Consider the following 16,998-nt stretch of genomic DNA (forward strand, 5'->3'; position numbering starts at 1 on the left):
AACTATTTTTTTTCGATAATATATATCAAACTTGAATATTCGCCTGTTTTTGATGCTTTTATATTAGAAATGAGTCCGTAGATTATTCCTTTTAGCCAAAAAAGCGATGATTTTTTATATTTTTCGCTTAACATTGAAATATAGAACGAATCGAGTAGGAGTGGTTTTATTTTTTTTATTTTCCAGAATTCATTGGTCATCAATTTTTCCATGCCTGATTTTGAGAAATGATAGAGATGTCTGGGAACATCGTATGCTGCCCAAAATTCTTTATATTTCAAGGCATCATAAGAAGTTGGATTAGGAACTGCAATAATTAGTAAACCATTTTCTTTGAGTTTGCCATAAAATTCTTTTATCATTTCATCTTGATTTTCGATATGTTCGAAAACATGCCAAAGTGTAATTGCATCTAATGATCCTTCTTTAAGAAAATCAAGATTGTTAATAATTTTGGTTTTGTGGACTTTTTTAATGGCATGTTGACTGGCTGATTTGTTAGGTTCAAAACCAAATGTTTCGAAATCATTTTCAATATATTTAGCAAATTCACCGACACCACATCCGTAATCTAAAACTTTTTTATGTTTTCCTACAAAGTCTAATATTATATTTTTTTTGTAATGTAGATTGAAATTCTGAAAAAATTTATAAAACTTTTCTTTTAAGGTCATAGAGTCTTGGTGATGAGAAATATAATCTTCACTATCATAATAGGAAGAAATATCTTGAGGGACGGGATATGTTTTTAAAACTCCAGGAATAGAAGTTTCTTTAATTTCGAATTCTTGTTGAGTTAGAAAATGATCTTTAACTTTCATAAGTGTTGTAGAGCAGGTATAATTTGTAAATGTTTCACGTGAAACATTTATTTTAAATAGATTAGTAAAATATTAATATCGGAAGGAGACACGCCACTAATTCGTGCAGCTTGCGCAATTGTTTTTGGTTTTATTTTATTGAATTTTTGTTTTGCTTCCGTTGATAATGATTTCAAATTTTCATAATCAAAATTATCTGGAATTTTAATGGTTTCTAAACGTGATAATTTGGCAACATTATCTCTTTCTTTCTCAATATAGCCTTTGTATTTGATGTTAATTTCGGCTTGTTCCTTCACTTCAGCTGAATACTGTTGAGTAGCTTCTTTAATGAATTCGATTTCTTCTAATTTTTCCAAAGTCATATTTGGTCTGGTTAAAATCTGAGCCGAACGATATGCTTGATCAACTATCGCTGATGAAATACTTTCTAGTATAGGATTGATGATTCCTGGTTTTAAAGAAGTATCTCTAAGAAAGCTTTCTAATTGATTACTTTTTGCAATTTTATCTTGTACTTTTAGAAGCCGTTCTTCGTTTGCTAGACCTAAATTGTAAGACTTTTCAGTTAGTCGAATATCGGCATTATCTTGTCGTAATAATAATCTGTATTCTGCTCTGGAAGTGAACATACGATAAGGTTCATCTGTTCCTTTGGTAATAAGATCATCTATTAAAACGCCGATATAAGCTTCGTCTCTACTTAAAGTAAAAATGTCTTTATGATGAACTTTATTATGTGCATTTATTCCGGCAATTAAACCTTGTCCAGCTGCTTCTTCGTAGCCTGTAGTTCCATTAATTTGACCAGCAAAATAGAGGTTTTCGATCAATTTTGTTTCTAAGGTATGGTTTAATTGAGTAGGAGGGAAGTAGTCATATTCAATTGCATAGCCTGGTCGAAATACCTTCGCATTTGCAAAGCCCGGAATATGTCGCATTGCTTTAATTTGAATATCTTCTGGAAGTGAAGAGCTGAAACCATTAACGTAGATTTCCACGGTTCGCCAACCTTCTGGTTCTACAAAAAGTTGATGACGCTCGCGTTCTGCAAAACGATTGATTTTATCTTCAATACTTGGACAATATCTTGGTCCTATACTTTGAATAGTTCCGTTAAACATTGGACTTCTGTCAAATCCTTCTCGCAAAATTTCATGAACTGTTTCGTTGGTGTAAACGATATGGCAACTCATTTGTTTGCTGAGTTTTGGAGTGTTGGTGTAGGAGAATTTTTGAGGATTTTCGTCGCCTTTTTGTTCTTCCATTTTCGAATAGTCTAAGGATCTGCCATCTACTCTGGGTGGTGTTCCTGTCTTCATTCGACCAGATTCAAAACCGAGAGTTACTAATTGTTCTGTGATTCCAAAGGCACGAGGTTCTCCCATTCTTCCACCTCCCAATTGTTTGTCGCCGACGTGGATGAGTCCATTAAGAAATGTGCCATTCGTTAACACAACAGATTTTCCTCTTATTTCAAGACCTAAAGAAGTAACAACTCCAGCAACTCTATTATTTTCTATAATTAAACTCTTTACCATATCTTGGAAGAAATCCAAATTTGGAGTTTTTTCTAAGGCGATTCTCCATTCTTCTGCAAATAACATTCTGTCGTTTTGTGTTCTAGGAGACCACATTGCAGGGCCTTTGGAAAGGTTAAGCATCTTGAATTGGATTGCAGATTTGTCTGCAACAATTCCTGAATAACCACCCATTGCGTCTATTTCTCGAACAATTTGTCCTTTTGCAATTCCGCCCATTGCGGGATTACAAGACATTTGTCCGATGGTTTGCATGTTCATTGTTATTAATAAGGTTTTGGAACCTAGGTTGGCTGCTGCAGCTGCTGCTTCTGAGCCGGCATGCCCAGCGCCTACTACAATAACGTCGTATATATCGTTTATCATTTTGATGTTTTAAAATGTTTCACGTGAAACATTGCTAAAATTTGATTAAATTTTCCGCACTTTAGTCCCGATGGAAGCGGTATTAAGTTCCTAAAAAATATTGAGATAGAAATCTTCTTTATTGCGCATTTCGGATTTTTCTTCGTCTGTTTTATCTTTATATCCACACAAATGAAGAAGTCCGTGGGCTAAAACTCTGTGTAGTTCTGAGTTAAAATCTTTTGAATGTGCTATTGCATTTTCAGAAATGCGGGGCAAAGATACGAAAATATCTGCCGAAATGGTTTTGCCCTTCACATAATCAAAAGTGATAATGTCGGTATAATAATCATGTTGCAAGAAATCGCGATTTACTTTGAGTAATCCTTCGTCGGATAAGAAAATATAGTTTATTTTACCCACTTTCTTTTCTTCTGAAATAATAAGCTTTTTTAGCCAATCAGTTACGGTGAAGTTGATTTCAATGGGGTCGATATCTTCAAAGAAATATTGTATCATAATTTAAAACCAATGTCCCAGAATTACACTGAACATCCCTTTATTAATTTTTAATGATTGGCTATAATTAATTTTTATCTGTCCAAAAGGAGATTTGTAACCTGCAGTTAATCCCGCAGAAGAATCTGATACATATAGAATATCATCAACCTTAAGGTCATTAAAAAGATTAGCAAATGAAATATTAGTATCTATAAAGTAATTTTTTGCCACTTTAAATTGAAAGGTATTTGATGAACTCAGCATATTTTTTGCAACAGCCTGACCAAATTGATAGCCTTGAAAACTAACGAAATTACCTAAATTTTGTTCAAAAATACCTCCTAAACGATATTCATAATAAGGACTTAAAATTTCACCGACTGTAAATCCTCCAAATAAACCAAGACGATAAGTCAGCCAAGAATTGATTGGGAAATTCAACTGACTGGTAATTTTTGCTTGTAGCGTTTTACCATCATCATATTTGTGAAGAATATCTAACACTTTACCTTCTACATTCAGAAGAAAACCTTTGGTAGGAAAGCTTCTATCGTCCTGCGTATCACTTTTAATAAATACATAAGCATTCATATAATTTTCTGGATTGCTGTATCCAGTATTTCCGAAAAGTTTTGATTCAAAATAATCGTTGCTGAGACCTCCTCCGATTGCATATTTATCTCGCCAAATAGATTGAATGAATATTTCATTACGAAGCCAGTTCCACTTATCAGAAATATTGCCCAAATCGTCTTTTAGTTCCAATGATATTCCTGAGGCGTAAACTCCTAGTCCTGGGATATAACCGTTGTCAAGGAAATAGTTAAAATAATACCGTGGCTGATCACCTACAACAATATCCAGAGAAACCGTTGAATTGCGAAATATAAGTCGTTTTGCCGTGGCGTTTAGCATTAGTCCAGTTTTGAAAATTTCATCATAATGCAACCCAAACCGTAAGAAAAAACGAGTGTCATCTTCTGTAATATCTAATTTTAGAAAGTTCTTATCATCTTGTTTTATGATGTCGTAATTAATTAACCGGTAATTATTGGTTGCATATAATTTATCAATCATTTTGTTGATACCACCATAAGTTTGAAGAGATGGAATCTTTAAATTCATTTTACCTAAGACATAATTCTTTCTAAAAATACGATCATTTAATAGAACGAGACTATCTATTTTATAGACATTAGAATATACTGTACTCATGGGTGCTCGAAGTAGATTTTCTTCCTTTTTTGGAAGCAATGTAAGCGTTTGCGTATATTTTTGTGCAGCTACGTAGCCAGAATCTAGAATTGCCCTTTTTGCATCGTAGCTGGTTGCTCCTGTTCCTTCTAAATTAGGATGAATATTGATATCCGTATATTTATATTGGATTTTTGTTTCTTTTTGAATTCCAAAATCAATCACCTGATTTAAAATTGAAATTGCAGATTGTAAATCTTTTCGACTGGCTAAACCTTGGCTCAAATCTACTCCAATTACAATATCTATTCCTTTATCTTTTAATGGTTTGGAAGGATAATTGATGGTCATTGCACCATCAATATACAATGAGTCTCCAATTTTCACTGGATCCATTAATGATGGAAAAGCAGAACTCGCCATAATTGCGCTCACTAAATCGCCACTTTCGAAGAGTTTCATATCGCCACTTTCCAGATTGGTTGCTACGCACATAAAAGGAATCGGCAACTTTGAAAAATCAGTAATAGTAGAAACATTTTTAAAGAGTTCTTTTAGCAAATAGATATTCTTTTGACCAGTAGAAATCGCTCTTGGTAAAACGTTGATTTTCCCATTTTTTATAGGAACTGTCAGGATATAATTATCTACCGACTTATTAAAGAAAGTGGTTTCTTGGCGTGTTTTTTCGTTGGCAAGAATCGAATAAAAATCGGTGTCCATCACTATTTTTTCGATTTCTTTCCCGGTGTACCCCGAAGCGTATAAACCACCAACAATCGCTCCCATACTGGTTCCAGAGATATAATCAATTTTTACTCCTAAGGAATCAAGAACTTTTAAAACACCAATATGTGCAAATCCTTTTGCTCCACCACCCGAAAGTGATAAACCAATTTTGGGATTTTTAGGGATAGTAAAACCTTCCTTAATCTGTGCATTTAAAGAAATAGTCAGCAAAAGAAATAGGAAACAAATACTATATTTTTTCATTTAATCTTTGATGTAAATACGTTTAACACGTCGAGATATTGATGTTAAAACTTCGTAAGATATTGTTTTACAATAAACTGCGAAATCTTCTAACGACGGATTTGAGTTAAAGATAATAACTTCTTCGCCTTCCTTCGCTATAAAATCACCTAAATCAATCATCATCATATCCATACAAACATTACCGACAATTGGATATAAATTTTTTCTTATGCCAACGAAACCTGCATTATTACCAACTAACCTTGGGATTCCATCCGCATAACCGACCGGGATTGTTGCAATATTTGTATCTTTCGATGCTTTGAATTTTCTATTATAACCAATTGATTCACCTGCTCTTACTTGAGATATTTGCGAAATAACCGTCTTAAAAGTTACTGCACTTTTCAGTTGCTTTTTAATTTCAGGATTGGCAGAAACTCCTACCATTCCAATACCAATTCTAACCATATTAAATTGATAATCAGCATAATTCACGATTCCAGATGTATTAAGAATATGCCGAATTGGTTGCTCTTTCAAACCCTCAATAAGTCGTAGTGAATTTTCATTAAAGATATGAATTTGTGCTAAAGTATATTCGTTTTCTTCATCGTCATCAGAAGATGATAAATGACTGAAAATAGATTTCACTTGTACATTCATTGAGTTCAACTTTTCAATGAGTTCACTCAGTTCATCTTTCTTAAAACCAAGACGATGCATTCCGGTTTCTAACTTGATATGAATTGGGTAACGATGTTGAATTCCTTTCTGAATTAACTTTTCATTAAATAATTCAAGTACACGAAAACTATAAATTTCAGGTTCCAGATTATAATCGATGATGATATTGTAACTGTGTTGTTCCGGATTCATCACCATAATAGGCGTTGTAATTCCATTTTTTCTTAGATCAACTCCTTCATCAGCATAAGCCACGCCTAGATAATCGATATGATGATGTTGCAAAAATTCGGCAATTTCATAACCGCCTAAGCCATAAGAATACGCTTTTACCATCGCCATCATTTTGGTTTCTGGCTTCAGTAAAGCTTTATGAACATTAATATTGTGAAGAATAGAATTCAAATTTACCTCTAAAACAGTATCGTGTTTCTGTAATTCCAGATACGATTTTACTTTATCGATTTCAAATTTTCTTGCTCCTTTAAGTAAAATGAGCTGATTTTCTATTTGGTTAAGATCTACACTTTCAATGAGTTCTGAGGTGTTACTGAAAGTAAAAGTTCTAGCATTAAATAATCTTTCCAGTTGCGTTATTTCGTCACCAATTAAAAAAACTGAATTGAAATTTTGTTCATTGGTTAGAGAAGCAACTTCCTGATAGAGCTGATCAGCATTTTTTCCTTCAACAAAATCGGTTAGAATTAAAGTCTTGTTAAGCTTATTATATTCGTTAATATGTTGAAATGCAATTTTTAAAGAATCCAAATCAAGATTAAATGAATCGTTGATAATTAAATTATTACGAATTCCATTCACGCTTTCCAGTCGCATTTCTACGGATTTTAGACTATTCAGTTTTTCTATAATCTTATCATTTTCAAAACCAAATTCTTTCAAAACGGAAATAATACACAAAACATTGCTGATCGTGGCCTCATCTCTTTGGTTAATAGGAACAGAAAATTCTTCTTCAAAATATTGAATTAAAATCTCTTGGGATCTGTTTTTCCAATCATTTTTGATAAAGACGTTGTTGTGGTTTTTAAAACCAAATGATATTAATTTTTTACTTGAATACCGGTCAGTTATTTTATTATAAACCAATTCATTATCACCATTAAAAATGATGATTTGTGAATGTTGAAATAATTTTATTTTTTCGTCAATAAGTTCATTTATTGATTCAAAGTTCGAAGAATGCGCAGAACCGATATGCGTAAGAATCCCTATTTGTGGTGAGAAAATATCTTCAAGAATTTTCATTTCTCCCAGTTTTGAAATCCCAACTTCGAAAATTCCTAACTGATGTTTTTTATTAATTTCAAGCAAAGAGAGCGGAAGACCTAATTGCGAATTGAAGCTTTTCGGACTTTTCACCGTCGCATAATCATGAAATAAAGACTGATAAAGCCATTCTTTCACAATCGTTTTACCATTACTTCCAGTGATTCCTATCGTCTTTAAATCAAATTGTTCGAGATGATATTTTGCGATTTTCTGGAGAAATTTAATTGAATGATCAACAATAATCCAAGTGATATTTTCATATTGCGGAAAATGATGCTCAGAAATGATGATATTAATTCCCTTTTCAATGGCTGATTGAATATACTTTTCCCCCGAATTCTTTGAAGTATTAATTGCTAGAAACGCAGTATCATTTACCGAAAATAGCGTTCTACTGTCGTATGCTATATTTTTGATATGCAAATTTTCATCACCAATTAATTGGGATTCTGTAATTTCTGCAATTTGTTTGGTGGTGTAATTCATCTATTTTCATTATTCAGAAACTCTTCATTGAAAACTTTTCTGCTCACCGCTTCATAATTTTCGGTTTCACCCAATTGAACCAAGTCCGTACTGGTCGAAGTTCTCATTGAATGATTGGCAAGATTTCCGGTTCTTTTACAGATTGCGTGAACTTTTGTAACATATTCCGCCGTTGCCATTAGGTTGGGTATGGGGCCAAAAGGTCGTCCCATAAAATCCATATCCAAACCAGCGATTACAACACGTATTCCGCTGTTAGCTAATTTATTAGCAACTTCTACAATACTCTCATCGAAGAATTGTGCTTCATCAATTCCTACCACATCGCAGTTGGAACCTAACAGTAAAATCTCGCTCGGACTTTCTACAGGAGTGCTGCGAATTTTATTTTGATTGTGAGAAACCACTTCTTCGTCAGCGTATCTTGTGTCCAGTTTTGGTTTAAAGATTTCTACGTTTTGCCCTGCCATTTCTGCACGACGTAACCGTCGGATTAACTCTTCAGTTTTCCCCGAAAACATCGAGCCGCAGATAACTTCCATCCAGCCACTTTGTTTTGCGTGATTTATTGTATTTTCTAAAAACATTTGTTAATTTAGCCGTAAGTTTTAAAAGCTCAAAATTACGGAAATTTAATAAGATTCTGATATGCAAAGTCTCCAAGATATACACGATAAAATTTTTTTTGAAACCAAAACCATCCTCGAAACACTCTGTAAAATAAATTCAAAAGATGAACTTCTGGCGAAACAGGATTTATTTACCGAAGTGACTGATAGAATTGCTTTCTTAAGAATCTTAGAAAAAAATGAGGATAGTTTTACACGGATTATTACTAGTAAAAATGTTGATAATCAATTTGATAATGATAATAAAATTATCGATGAAGCAAGTGAACATGTAGAATATATTGAAGGGAATTCTGCAGATATGATCGAAGAAGAAGTAATATTCACTAATGAATTGAATGATTTTGAAGATGAAATTGAAACCGAAGAGAAAATTGTCAAAAATTCAGTACATCCTGAAAGTTTCAAAGAGCCAAATAATGAAATTCAAATAGACTTTATTTCTGAATCAGATGTATGGAAAGACGACGAAATTCCTTTAAGTGTTGAACAAGAAGAAGCTGATTATGCAGAAAGAGTTGCGCAGAAAGAAAGAGATTTAGAAGAAATGGAAGAACGAAGAAGGAAAATCGTTCAATTTAATAAACATGAAACTTTATCTGAAAATGCTTCTAAAATTGACGATGATAAAGAAGATAGCGAACAACAACAAGCTGAAAAAAAATTTAAACTTGCAAATATTAAAGGGTTGAAAGTTGTTCAACAATTATTTGATATCGATTCTTTAGAAGAGGAACTGTCAGCTAAAGAGTATCAAGCTGATGAAGGAAGTTTACTGAAATCTAATGTCAAAACAGATTTTATGCAAGCCGAAAGAAAGAAACCTGAATTCCGGCTTGATTTTAATGACAAAGTGGCATTCACCAAAAGTTTATTCGCTGGAAATGATGAAGAATTAAAGGCAACAATTGATCAACTGAATTCTTTCGATAATTTGGAAGATGCAAAGCAATATCTCAGTGAAGTTTATTACCAAAAAAATTGGAGTAAAGCCGATGAATACGCACAAAGACTTTGGAATCTTGTAGAAAATAAATTCTTATAAATTGAATATGATTAAGAATATCAACGATTTTCAAAATGTGTTTTTTATCGGTGTTGCTGGAGTTGGGATGAGCGCAATTGCCCAATATTTAAAAGGAATTGGGAAAGAAGTTTCCGGAAGCGATCGCTATTTTTTACCCGAAACTTTTAATAAAACTAAAGAGCAATTAGAAGCAGAAGGCATCAATTGTTTTCTGCAAGACGGAAGCGGAATTACAGAAAAAACCGATTTAATCGTAGTTTCCACCGCAATTGAAGATACGGTTTTTGAAGTTCAAAAAGCGAAAGAACTCGCGATTCCAATTATTAAACGAAGTGAACTTTTGTCCATCATTGCGAAAAGCAAAAAAACGATTGCAGTTGCCGGAACTTCTGGTAAATCAACTACTTCTGCGATGTTATTTCAAATTTTATTGGATGCTCAATTTGAACCAAGCATTATTTCCGGAGCGGGTTTAACAAGCATTATCAAACAAGGAAAAATTGGAAATGCAGCGGTCGGAAAAGGCGATTGGTTGATTATCGAAGCTGATGAAAGCGACGGATCTGTTGTTCAATATGAACCAGAAATTGGTTTGCTTTTAAATATTGATAAAGACCATCAGGAAATTGATGAACTGATAGAATTGTTCACCATTTTTAAAAATAATACAAAGGGTTTATTCGTTGTAAATCAATCGAATACATTAACGAAGTCGTTGTCTGTGAATTCAAAAAATGACTTTGGATTTGAAGATGAAAATGCAGGATATTCTGCTAAAAATTTCAATCAAAATGGTTTTCATTTAAGTTTTGATGTTTTAGGTCAACATTTTGAAATGAATTCTATTGGAAGACATTCTGTGGAAAATTCAACTGCAGCAATTGCAGTCGCACATCAAATCGGAATTGATTTAAAAACTTGTGCCGAAAGTTTGGCAAAATATGAAGGAATTTATCGTCGCCATCAAATCCTCGGGCAAAAAAACGGAGTTTGGGTGATTGATGATTATGCCCACAATCCAGCGAAATGTGCAGCGAGCATAAAAGCTTGCCAACCTTTGGCGGAGAAAGTAATTGCGTGGTTTCAGCCTCACGGTTATGGACCAACTCGGTTTTTGAAAAATGATTTTATTGAAGAAATTTCAGAAGCATTAAGACCTCAAGATGAAATCTGGATGAGCGAAATTTTCTACGCAGGAGGAACCGCCGTGAAAGATATTTCGGCAAATGATCTCATTGAAGGAATTAGAGCAAAAGGAAAAAAAGCACATTTTGTTGAAGATAGAAATGATTTGTTAAAAGCATTAAAACCGGAATTAAAAGAAGGAACGGTTTTACTTTTGATGGGAGCAAGAGATCCTAGTTTGGAGGAGTTTTGTAAAGAATTATTTGATAATTTGTAATATAAAATAGAACAGAAGCTTAAGAGTAAAATCTCAGGCAATATCGACCGTTCCTCTGCAACTCACAATCCAGTCGCATAGCGACGGCCGATATCGAAACGTTGGAATTTATTCCAACAGAAATAAGAAAAAATGAACGGAATCCTATATTTTGTCCCAACACCAGTTGGAAACTTAGAAGACATGACTTTCAGAGCGGTAAAAATTCTGAAAGAAGTCGATTATATTTTGTGTGAAGATACCCGAACTTCGGGTTTTCTTTTAAAGCATTATGAAATATCTAAACCGCTGAAATCGTATCATTTACATAACGAACATCAAAGCACGCAAAAAGTAATTGATGATTTAAAAAACGGACAAAATATTGCAATCATAACAGATGCAGGAACTCCTGGGATTTCAGATCCTGGATATTTGTTGGCAAAAGCAGGTTCCGACGAAAATATAGAAATGATCTGTCTTCCTGGCGCAACAGCTTTTGTTCCCGCTTTAGTGGTTTCTGGATTGCCGAATAACGAATTTCTTTTTGCTGGATTTCTACCTCAAAAAAAAGGGAGACAAACGAAATTGAAACAATTAGCAGAAGAAAAGAAAACCATCATTTTGTATGAAAGTCCGCACAAGATTAATACGACTTTAGAGCAGATTAAAGAATTCTTTGGCGAAGAAACCAAAGTGAGTTTAAGTCGAGAAATATCAAAAAAATTCGAGGAAACTAAACGGGGGACAATCAATGAGTTAATTGACTTCTCCAAAAGTAAAACTTTAAAAGGTGAAATAGTGTTAGTCATCAATAATGTGGTTTAAATAATAATATTACTTTTGTTAACATTAATTAATAGTATGTATCAATTTTCAGAAAAATTTTCAACATTTTGTAATTCAGAAAAACTTAGGCAAGAATTAGGTCTTAATATTTTAGGAATAATTAATACAATTTCTCGGAAGGATTTTATATTTCAGGAATTTAATAATTGTGTGAAAGAGAATAATATTAGAAAAATTGAAGATATAAAGCTTGAGACATTAGATCTGCTTATTTTATATGCACATTATATTCTTGAAGATAATGTGATTTCCAATGAAAAACTTGAGGATTTTTCATTTTTAAAACTTTTATTTAAAATTAAAGAGGGTGATTTTAGAAAATATAAAAACATTGAAATAAAAGAGATTCTCAAAAAGCAATTTATCAGAGCGTATTCAGACCAGCGTATAGATAATGAAGAGGAAATGCAAAGTGTAAACCTTCAATCATTGTTTGACTTGAGTTATGACGAATTTGAAAATCTGAAAAAAGAAGAAGTTATTAATGCTCTTTTGAATGGCGCAAATCCAAAAGATTTAGATATTGCAAAAATTCCAAAAGGTTTTAATTTTTAAATTATTTCACATGAAGCAATATTTAGTGGATAATTTTGGCAATCAGTATACTTATGGAAAGTTTTTGAAATGCTTGATAATGTAAAGAGAAAAATGGAAAATGTCAAATCTGGGAATTTAAAGATTTATAATGAATTAAAGAATTGGGACGGTAATTAAGTCAAACAAAAATAACAAATCTAAATATGAAATTATTAGAAGGAAAAGTTGCCCTAATTACAGGTGCAACACGAGGAATCGGAAAGGGAATTGCGGAAGTTTTCGCTAAAGAAGGTGCGAAAGTGGCGTTCACTTATGCAGGTTCTGTGGACAAAGCAAAAGAGTTAGAAACAGAATTAAGTAAAATCACGCAAGTTAAAGGATATCAATCTGATGCTTCCGATTATGATGCGGCGCAAAAATTAGTTGATGATGTAATGGCGGAGTTCGGGAAAATAGATATTTTGGTAAACAACGCAGGAATTACGAGAGATAATTTAATGCTCAGAATGTCCAAAGACGATTGGGATACCATTATCCGCGTGAATTTAGATTCTGTGTTCAACTTGACCAAAGCCGTTATTAAACCGATGATGAAAGCAAAATCGGGCTCAATCATCAATATGACTTCTGTTGTTGGCGTGAAAGGAAATGCAGGACAAGCTAATTATGCTGCTTCAAAAGCAGGAGTTATTGGATTTTCGAAATCAATTGCATTGGAATTAGGTTCCCGAAATATCCGTTGTAATGCGGTTGCGCCAGGATTTATAGAAACCGAAATGACAGCAGCTTTAGATGAAAAAACCGTTCAGGGTTGGAGAGAATCTATTCCTTTGAAACGTGGCGGACAACCGGAAGATGTGGCAAATGCTTGTGTTTTCTTGGGTTCAGAAATGTCAGCGTACATAACTGGTCAAGTTCTGAATGTTGATGGCGGAATGTTGACCTAATCTTTTAGGATCAATATTAAGGAGCAACAAGATTTGTTCTTCTCATAAAAACCCGTCCCGCTTTCCACTATATCTTTTCCCATCGCTATCGCGATAGAAAAAGGATGCCGTTGCAATCGGGGCTATAAATAAAACTTATTTCTTCTTACTAGCAGTTTTGTCAGCAGAATTGCTAGTAAGATTTTTTTTCAGGTATTCGGAATTCGCTGGCTAGCTTCTAATTACGGAATATTTATTGTATTCAATAGTTCTTTGTATTATAATAAAAACGTGATGATGATGAGTGAATTGTTGCAATTATTTCAAAACACACGATCGTACTCTGTTGCACTTTGTGAGCCTCTCGAAATCGAGGATTATCTGCCACAGCCAGTAGATTTTGCAAGTCCACCAAAGTGGCATCTAAGCCATTCTACTTGGTTTTTTGAGGAGATGATTTTAAAGAAATTTTTTAAAGATTATAAAATTTTCCATCCTCATTTTTCGTTTTTGTTCAATAGTTATTACCAGACTTTAGGCGAAAGAGCCATTCGTACAGAACGGGGCACTATGACGAGACCAACTGTTTCAGAAGTTTATAAATACCGAAAATATGTAGACCAACATATCGAAAATTTATTACAGAATAACCCAACTCAAGAGTTAGAAAAACTCATTATTTTAGGAATCAATCATGAGCAGCAACATCAGGAATTATTAATCACAGATTTAAAACATACCTTTTCTTACAATCCTATTCATCCTATTTACAAAGAGAATTTTAATCTTACGGCTCATAAAAATGAAGCAGAAGGTTGGCTGAAAATTCCTGAAGGCATTTATGAAATTGGTTTTGAAGGCGAAGGATTTCATTTTGATAATGAAGAAGGCCGGCACAAAGTCTTTTTACATGAATTTGAAATTTCGCGAAGTTTAGTGACCAATGCCGATTTCCTTGAGTTTATGGAAGCAGATGGTTACGAAAATTTTAAATATTGGTTAGATGAAGGCTGGAATTGGGTGAACGAAAATCAGATAAAATCACCACTTTATTGGAAAAAAATAGAGGGAAAATGGCATTCTTATACTTTAGAAGGTTTAAAACCGATTGAACCAGATCATATTTTAACACATATTTCTTTTTACGAAGCACAAGCTTTTGCAACCTGGAAAGGATTGAGATTGCCTACAGAATTTGAGTGGGAAGTTGCGGCTGATCTGTTAGATTGGGGAAAACGCTGGGAATGGACTTATTCCGCTTATCTGCCTTATCCTAATTTTAAAATTGCAGCAGGAGCAGTTGGGGAATACAATGGCAAATTTATGGTCAGTCAAATGGTTTTGAGAGGTGCTTCAACTGCAACACCAAAAGGACACGAAAGAAAAACCTACAGAAACTTTTTTCACCCGAAATACAGGTGGCAAGTCACCGGAATAAGATTAGCAAAATGAAAGAAAAAACTACTTTTTTAAGAGATGTTGATGACGGTTTCAGCCATGATCCCAAATATATTTCGTCCTATTATTTTTATGATAAAGCGGGAGATGAGCTTTTCCAAAAAATTATGGAAATGCCGGAATATTATTTAACCAACTCAGAATTAGAAATTTTCGAACAGCAAACTGAACCTCTTATTTTGTCTTTTGAAATCAATCCTAATGAAGAATTTGAATTGATAGAATTAGGAGCAGGAGATGGAAAAAAAACACAATATTTATTAAAAGCTTTGCTTGAAAAGAATTTCAAGTTTAAATATATTCCCGTAGATATTTCTCAAAATAGCCTTTCTGTTATTACGCAACGGATGGAAAATTTATTTCCAAATCTACAAATTGATTCGCAACAAGGCGATTATTTTCGGGTTTTAGATGAACTTTTTATTTCCACAAAACCGAAAATCATTTTATTTATCGGCTCTAGTTTGGGAAATATGTGTGATGAAATTGCAAAGAAGTTTTTAAATAAAATTGCGAATCATTTAAAGAAAAACGAAAAATTACTTTTAGGTTTAGATCTTATAAAATCAAAGAAAATTGTACTTCCCGCATATCATGATTCTGCGGGCATTACCCGAGATTTTAATTTAAATTTGCTGCAAAGAATCAACCGGGAATTGGGCGCAGATTTTAAAGTTGAATATTTTGAACATGTTCCCGAATACACCGAAACTGAAGGAATTGCGAAAAGCTATTTAAAAAGCACCAAAAAACAAACGGTTTACATCAAAAAATTATCGAAATCATTTGAATTTGACGAAAATGAATTGATTCAGACTGAAATTTCCCGTAAATACAATGACAAGATTTTGCACGATTTACTCAAAGGCTCACAACTGGAAATCAAGCATAAATTCTTAGATTCCCAAAAGTATTTTGCAGATTACATTTTAGTGAAAAAATGAAAACAGATTTGCCACATCACAGAATTTTGGGTTTAGGCTCAATTTCTACTCAATATTATTTGCAAAGAATTCATCAGAAATATCAAGAACAAAATCAGGAATTTTCAACCTATCCATTGTTGTTGTATTAGGTTGATTATCAAGAAATAAACTCTTATTTTCCTTCTCGGTTTTCTGTCTTTAAACCGACTTTAAAAAATATTTAAATCAAATTTCTCAATTAGGAATTTCTAAGGTACTGATTCCCAATATCACCTTACATGAAACATTAGATCAATTGGAAAGTCCTGTTGAAGTTTGCTACGCTATAGATTTAACGATCGATTAATCATTTCAGAAAACTGGTTTATGATGGAAAAACGAAAGAAGATCATATTAAAAATTATCGAAATCTAATAAGAAAATACGGCGTGAAAAACACCGTCGTTACCGCCCGTCGGCTTTGCGTAGTGGCGGATTTCGAAGACGAAACTTTAAATTTGCACTAAAGTTCAATTGAAAAACTGAACTTGAAATTAGCACTAAACCCGCCATTACGCAAAACCGTTGTTAGGCAATCGTCCTTTTTTTGTCCATTTTATTTGAAGCGAATTTGCAAATTCAGTTTAAAATATAATTGTCCGTTTTCTTCGTAAATCTTACCGAATTCGTGTCGAGTGCTACTTGCAGTTTCCAATTTTGTATTTACAAAAAGATAGTCTTCAAATTCATTTCGGTTGTAAATATGATAACACAAAACTTCTCCGTTTTCTTTTACAACCAAATATCCTCCAGTTGCATCTAATTCTCCTGCCCAAACTTTTGAAGGCATCATTCCTAATGCAATGTCGGTTAGAAAACGTTTGATTTTGTAAGAATAAAAAGGATGATTAGTTTCTAAATTATAGTCAAGTGGATTTTTAGTGGAAATTTGATTTGTCAATTCTACTGTTGTTGAAAATGTCGAAGTGAAAAATAATTTCAAGCTTTCAGCAATAATATTTGGCAAAGCACTGTCAATCAAAATTAGATTGTTTCCGAAAACAGAACTTTCTGTTTTTTGGAACTCCAATTTGCCACCTAATTCAGTGATTTTTCCAATTCTATCTTTGATTTTACTTCTTGTTTCAATTTCGTTAATTTCTAAAATTTGATTTTGAGTTAAAGTCAAATTGTTGATTTTGAAAATAAAGTTTGTCGTCTTTCCAGCATTCAATAGAGTAGAAGCTCCACCAAGTTGTGATTTTATACTAAACCCAAGTTCTGGATTTGTTCCTGTTCGTTGGTCGTGAATTACAATTCTAATATCACTTTTTACAGTTGATTTTGCTTTTAATGAATGACTGTCAAAAGAGTTTATAAAACTTTCGATTTCTGGAATTGAAAAAGTTGCATTTGTTTTTTCTTTGAGTTTTGTTAATAAAAAAT

Annotated in this window: 15 protein-coding genes; 8 read left to right on the plus strand and 7 right to left on the minus strand. The window is 33.1% G+C overall.

Annotated features, from left to right (window positions below):
* Window positions 1–2: 2 nt before the first annotated feature.
* The 6 genes from WBY99_RS00775 to WBY99_RS00800 all read right to left on the minus strand — a co-directional run bounded on the left by WBY99_RS00775 (window position 3) and on the right by WBY99_RS00800 (window position 8,427).
* The gene (locus WBY99_RS00775; protein ID WP_423974446.1) at window positions 3–821 is read right to left on the minus strand and encodes a class I SAM-dependent methyltransferase; all 819 of its coding nucleotides are present in this window, start codon (window positions 819–821) and stop codon (window positions 3–5) included.
* Window positions 822–868: 47 nt separating this feature from the next.
* Complete coding sequence (gene mnmG / locus WBY99_RS00780) at window positions 869–2,728, minus strand: tRNA uridine-5-carboxymethylaminomethyl(34) synthesis enzyme MnmG (RefSeq protein WP_423974447.1); 1,860 nt, start codon at window positions 2,726–2,728, stop codon at window positions 869–871.
* Window positions 2,729–2,818: 90 nt separating this feature from the next.
* Complete coding sequence (ybeY, locus tag WBY99_RS00785) at window positions 2,819–3,226, minus strand: rRNA maturation RNase YbeY (protein ID WP_423974448.1); 408 nt, start codon at window positions 3,224–3,226, stop codon at window positions 2,819–2,821.
* A 3-nt stretch (window positions 3,227–3,229) separates the two neighbouring features.
* A complete protein-coding gene (locus tag WBY99_RS00790) occupies window positions 3,230–5,395 on the minus strand; it encodes a patatin-like phospholipase family protein (RefSeq protein ID WP_423974449.1) in 2,166 nt (721 codons plus the stop codon).
* Window positions 5,396–7,840: a bifunctional UDP-N-acetylmuramoyl-tripeptide:D-alanyl-D-alanine ligase/alanine racemase gene (locus WBY99_RS00795; protein WP_423974450.1), complete on the minus strand. Its 2,445-nt coding sequence runs from the start codon at window positions 7,838–7,840 to the stop codon at window positions 5,396–5,398. It abuts the gene before it with no gap.
* On the minus strand, window positions 7,837–8,427 hold the full coding sequence (locus WBY99_RS00800; RefSeq protein WP_193811278.1) for a thymidine kinase: 591 nt from the start codon (window positions 8,425–8,427) through the stop codon (window positions 7,837–7,839). Before WBY99_RS00800 ends, WBY99_RS00795 begins: the two co-directional genes overlap by 4 nt.
* 61 nt (window positions 8,428–8,488) lie before the next feature.
* Here WBY99_RS00800 and WBY99_RS00805 point away from each other — a divergent pair, with 61 nt between their 5' ends.
* From WBY99_RS00805 to WBY99_RS00840, 8 genes are all read left to right on the plus strand, one after another.
* The gene (locus tag WBY99_RS00805) at window positions 8,489–9,514 is read left to right on the plus strand and encodes a hypothetical protein (RefSeq protein ID WP_423974451.1); all 1,026 of its coding nucleotides are present in this window, start codon (window positions 8,489–8,491) and stop codon (window positions 9,512–9,514) included.
* A gap of 7 nt (window positions 9,515–9,521) precedes the next feature.
* Window positions 9,522–10,898 carry a UDP-N-acetylmuramate--L-alanine ligase gene (locus tag WBY99_RS00810; RefSeq protein WP_423974452.1) on the plus strand — a complete coding sequence of 459 codons (1,377 nt, stop codon included), beginning with the start codon at window positions 9,522–9,524 and terminating at the stop codon, window positions 10,896–10,898.
* A gap of 132 nt (window positions 10,899–11,030) precedes the next feature.
* Window positions 11,031–11,705: a 16S rRNA (cytidine(1402)-2'-O)-methyltransferase gene (gene rsmI, locus WBY99_RS00815; RefSeq protein ID WP_423974453.1), complete on the plus strand. Its 675-nt coding sequence runs from the start codon at window positions 11,031–11,033 to the stop codon at window positions 11,703–11,705.
* 15 nt (window positions 11,706–11,720) lie between these two features.
* Complete coding sequence (locus tag WBY99_RS00820) at window positions 11,721–12,281, plus strand: hypothetical protein (RefSeq protein WP_423974454.1); 561 nt, start codon at window positions 11,721–11,723, stop codon at window positions 12,279–12,281.
* A 185-nt stretch (window positions 12,282–12,466) separates the two neighbouring features.
* Entirely contained in the window at window positions 12,467–13,210 is a 744-nt protein-coding gene (gene fabG / locus WBY99_RS00825) for a 3-oxoacyl-[acyl-carrier-protein] reductase (protein WP_423974455.1), read from the plus strand.
* A 279-nt stretch (window positions 13,211–13,489) separates the two neighbouring features.
* Entirely contained in the window at window positions 13,490–14,641 is a 1,152-nt protein-coding gene (egtB, locus tag WBY99_RS00830; protein ID WP_423974459.1) for an ergothioneine biosynthesis protein EgtB, read from the plus strand.
* On the plus strand, window positions 14,638–15,591 hold the full coding sequence (locus WBY99_RS00835) for an L-histidine N(alpha)-methyltransferase (RefSeq protein WP_423974456.1): 954 nt from the start codon (window positions 14,638–14,640) through the stop codon (window positions 15,589–15,591). Before egtB ends, WBY99_RS00835 begins: the two co-directional genes overlap by 4 nt.
* Window positions 15,588–15,722, plus strand: coding sequence for a hypothetical protein (locus WBY99_RS00840; RefSeq protein WP_423974457.1), 135 nt, complete (start codon window positions 15,588–15,590; stop codon window positions 15,720–15,722). Before WBY99_RS00835 ends, WBY99_RS00840 begins: the two co-directional genes overlap by 4 nt.
* A gap of 446 nt (window positions 15,723–16,168) precedes the next feature.
* Here the strand turns inward: WBY99_RS00840 and WBY99_RS00845 are convergent.
* Window positions 16,169–16,998 (minus strand): HpaII family restriction endonuclease (locus WBY99_RS00845; RefSeq protein WP_423974458.1); only part of this gene is annotated, 830 nt, incomplete at its 5' end.

Origin of the sequence: Kaistella sp. (assembly GCF_049588135.1) — a bacterium.
Taxonomy (GTDB): domain Bacteria; phylum Bacteroidota; class Bacteroidia; order Flavobacteriales; family Weeksellaceae; genus Kaistella.

Bases quoted from the DNA above. Each gene is read 5' to 3' on its own strand.
- WBY99_RS00775 (WP_423974446.1), bottom strand. From the start codon at position 821: ATGAAAGTTAAAGATCATTTTCTAACTCAACAAGAATTCGAAATTAAA.
- mnmG (WP_423974447.1), bottom strand. From the start codon at position 2,728: ATGATAAACGATATATACGACGTTATTGTAGTAGGCGCTGGGCATGCC.
- ybeY (WP_423974448.1), bottom strand. From the start codon at position 3,226: ATGATACAATATTTCTTTGAAGATATCGACCCCATTGAAATCAACTTC.
- WBY99_RS00790 (WP_423974449.1), bottom strand. From the start codon at position 5,395: ATGAAAAAATATAGTATTTGTTTCCTATTTCTTTTGCTGACTATTTCT.
- WBY99_RS00795 (WP_423974450.1), bottom strand. From the start codon at position 7,840: ATGAATTACACCACCAAACAAATTGCAGAAATTACAGAATCCCAATTA.
- WBY99_RS00800 (WP_193811278.1), bottom strand. From the start codon at position 8,427: ATGTTTTTAGAAAATACAATAAATCACGCAAAACAAAGTGGCTGGATG.
- WBY99_RS00805 (WP_423974451.1), top strand. From the start codon at position 8,489: ATGCAAAGTCTCCAAGATATACACGATAAAATTTTTTTTGAAACCAAA.
- WBY99_RS00810 (WP_423974452.1), top strand. From the start codon at position 9,522: ATGATTAAGAATATCAACGATTTTCAAAATGTGTTTTTTATCGGTGTT.
- rsmI (WP_423974453.1), top strand. From the start codon at position 11,031: ATGAACGGAATCCTATATTTTGTCCCAACACCAGTTGGAAACTTAGAA.
- fabG (WP_423974455.1), top strand. From the start codon at position 12,467: ATGAAATTATTAGAAGGAAAAGTTGCCCTAATTACAGGTGCAACACGA.
- egtB (WP_423974459.1), top strand. From the start codon at position 13,490: ATGAGTGAATTGTTGCAATTATTTCAAAACACACGATCGTACTCTGTT.
- WBY99_RS00835 (WP_423974456.1), top strand. From the start codon at position 14,638: ATGAAAGAAAAAACTACTTTTTTAAGAGATGTTGATGACGGTTTCAGC.
- WBY99_RS00840 (WP_423974457.1), top strand. From the start codon at position 15,588: ATGAAAACAGATTTGCCACATCACAGAATTTTGGGTTTAGGCTCAATT.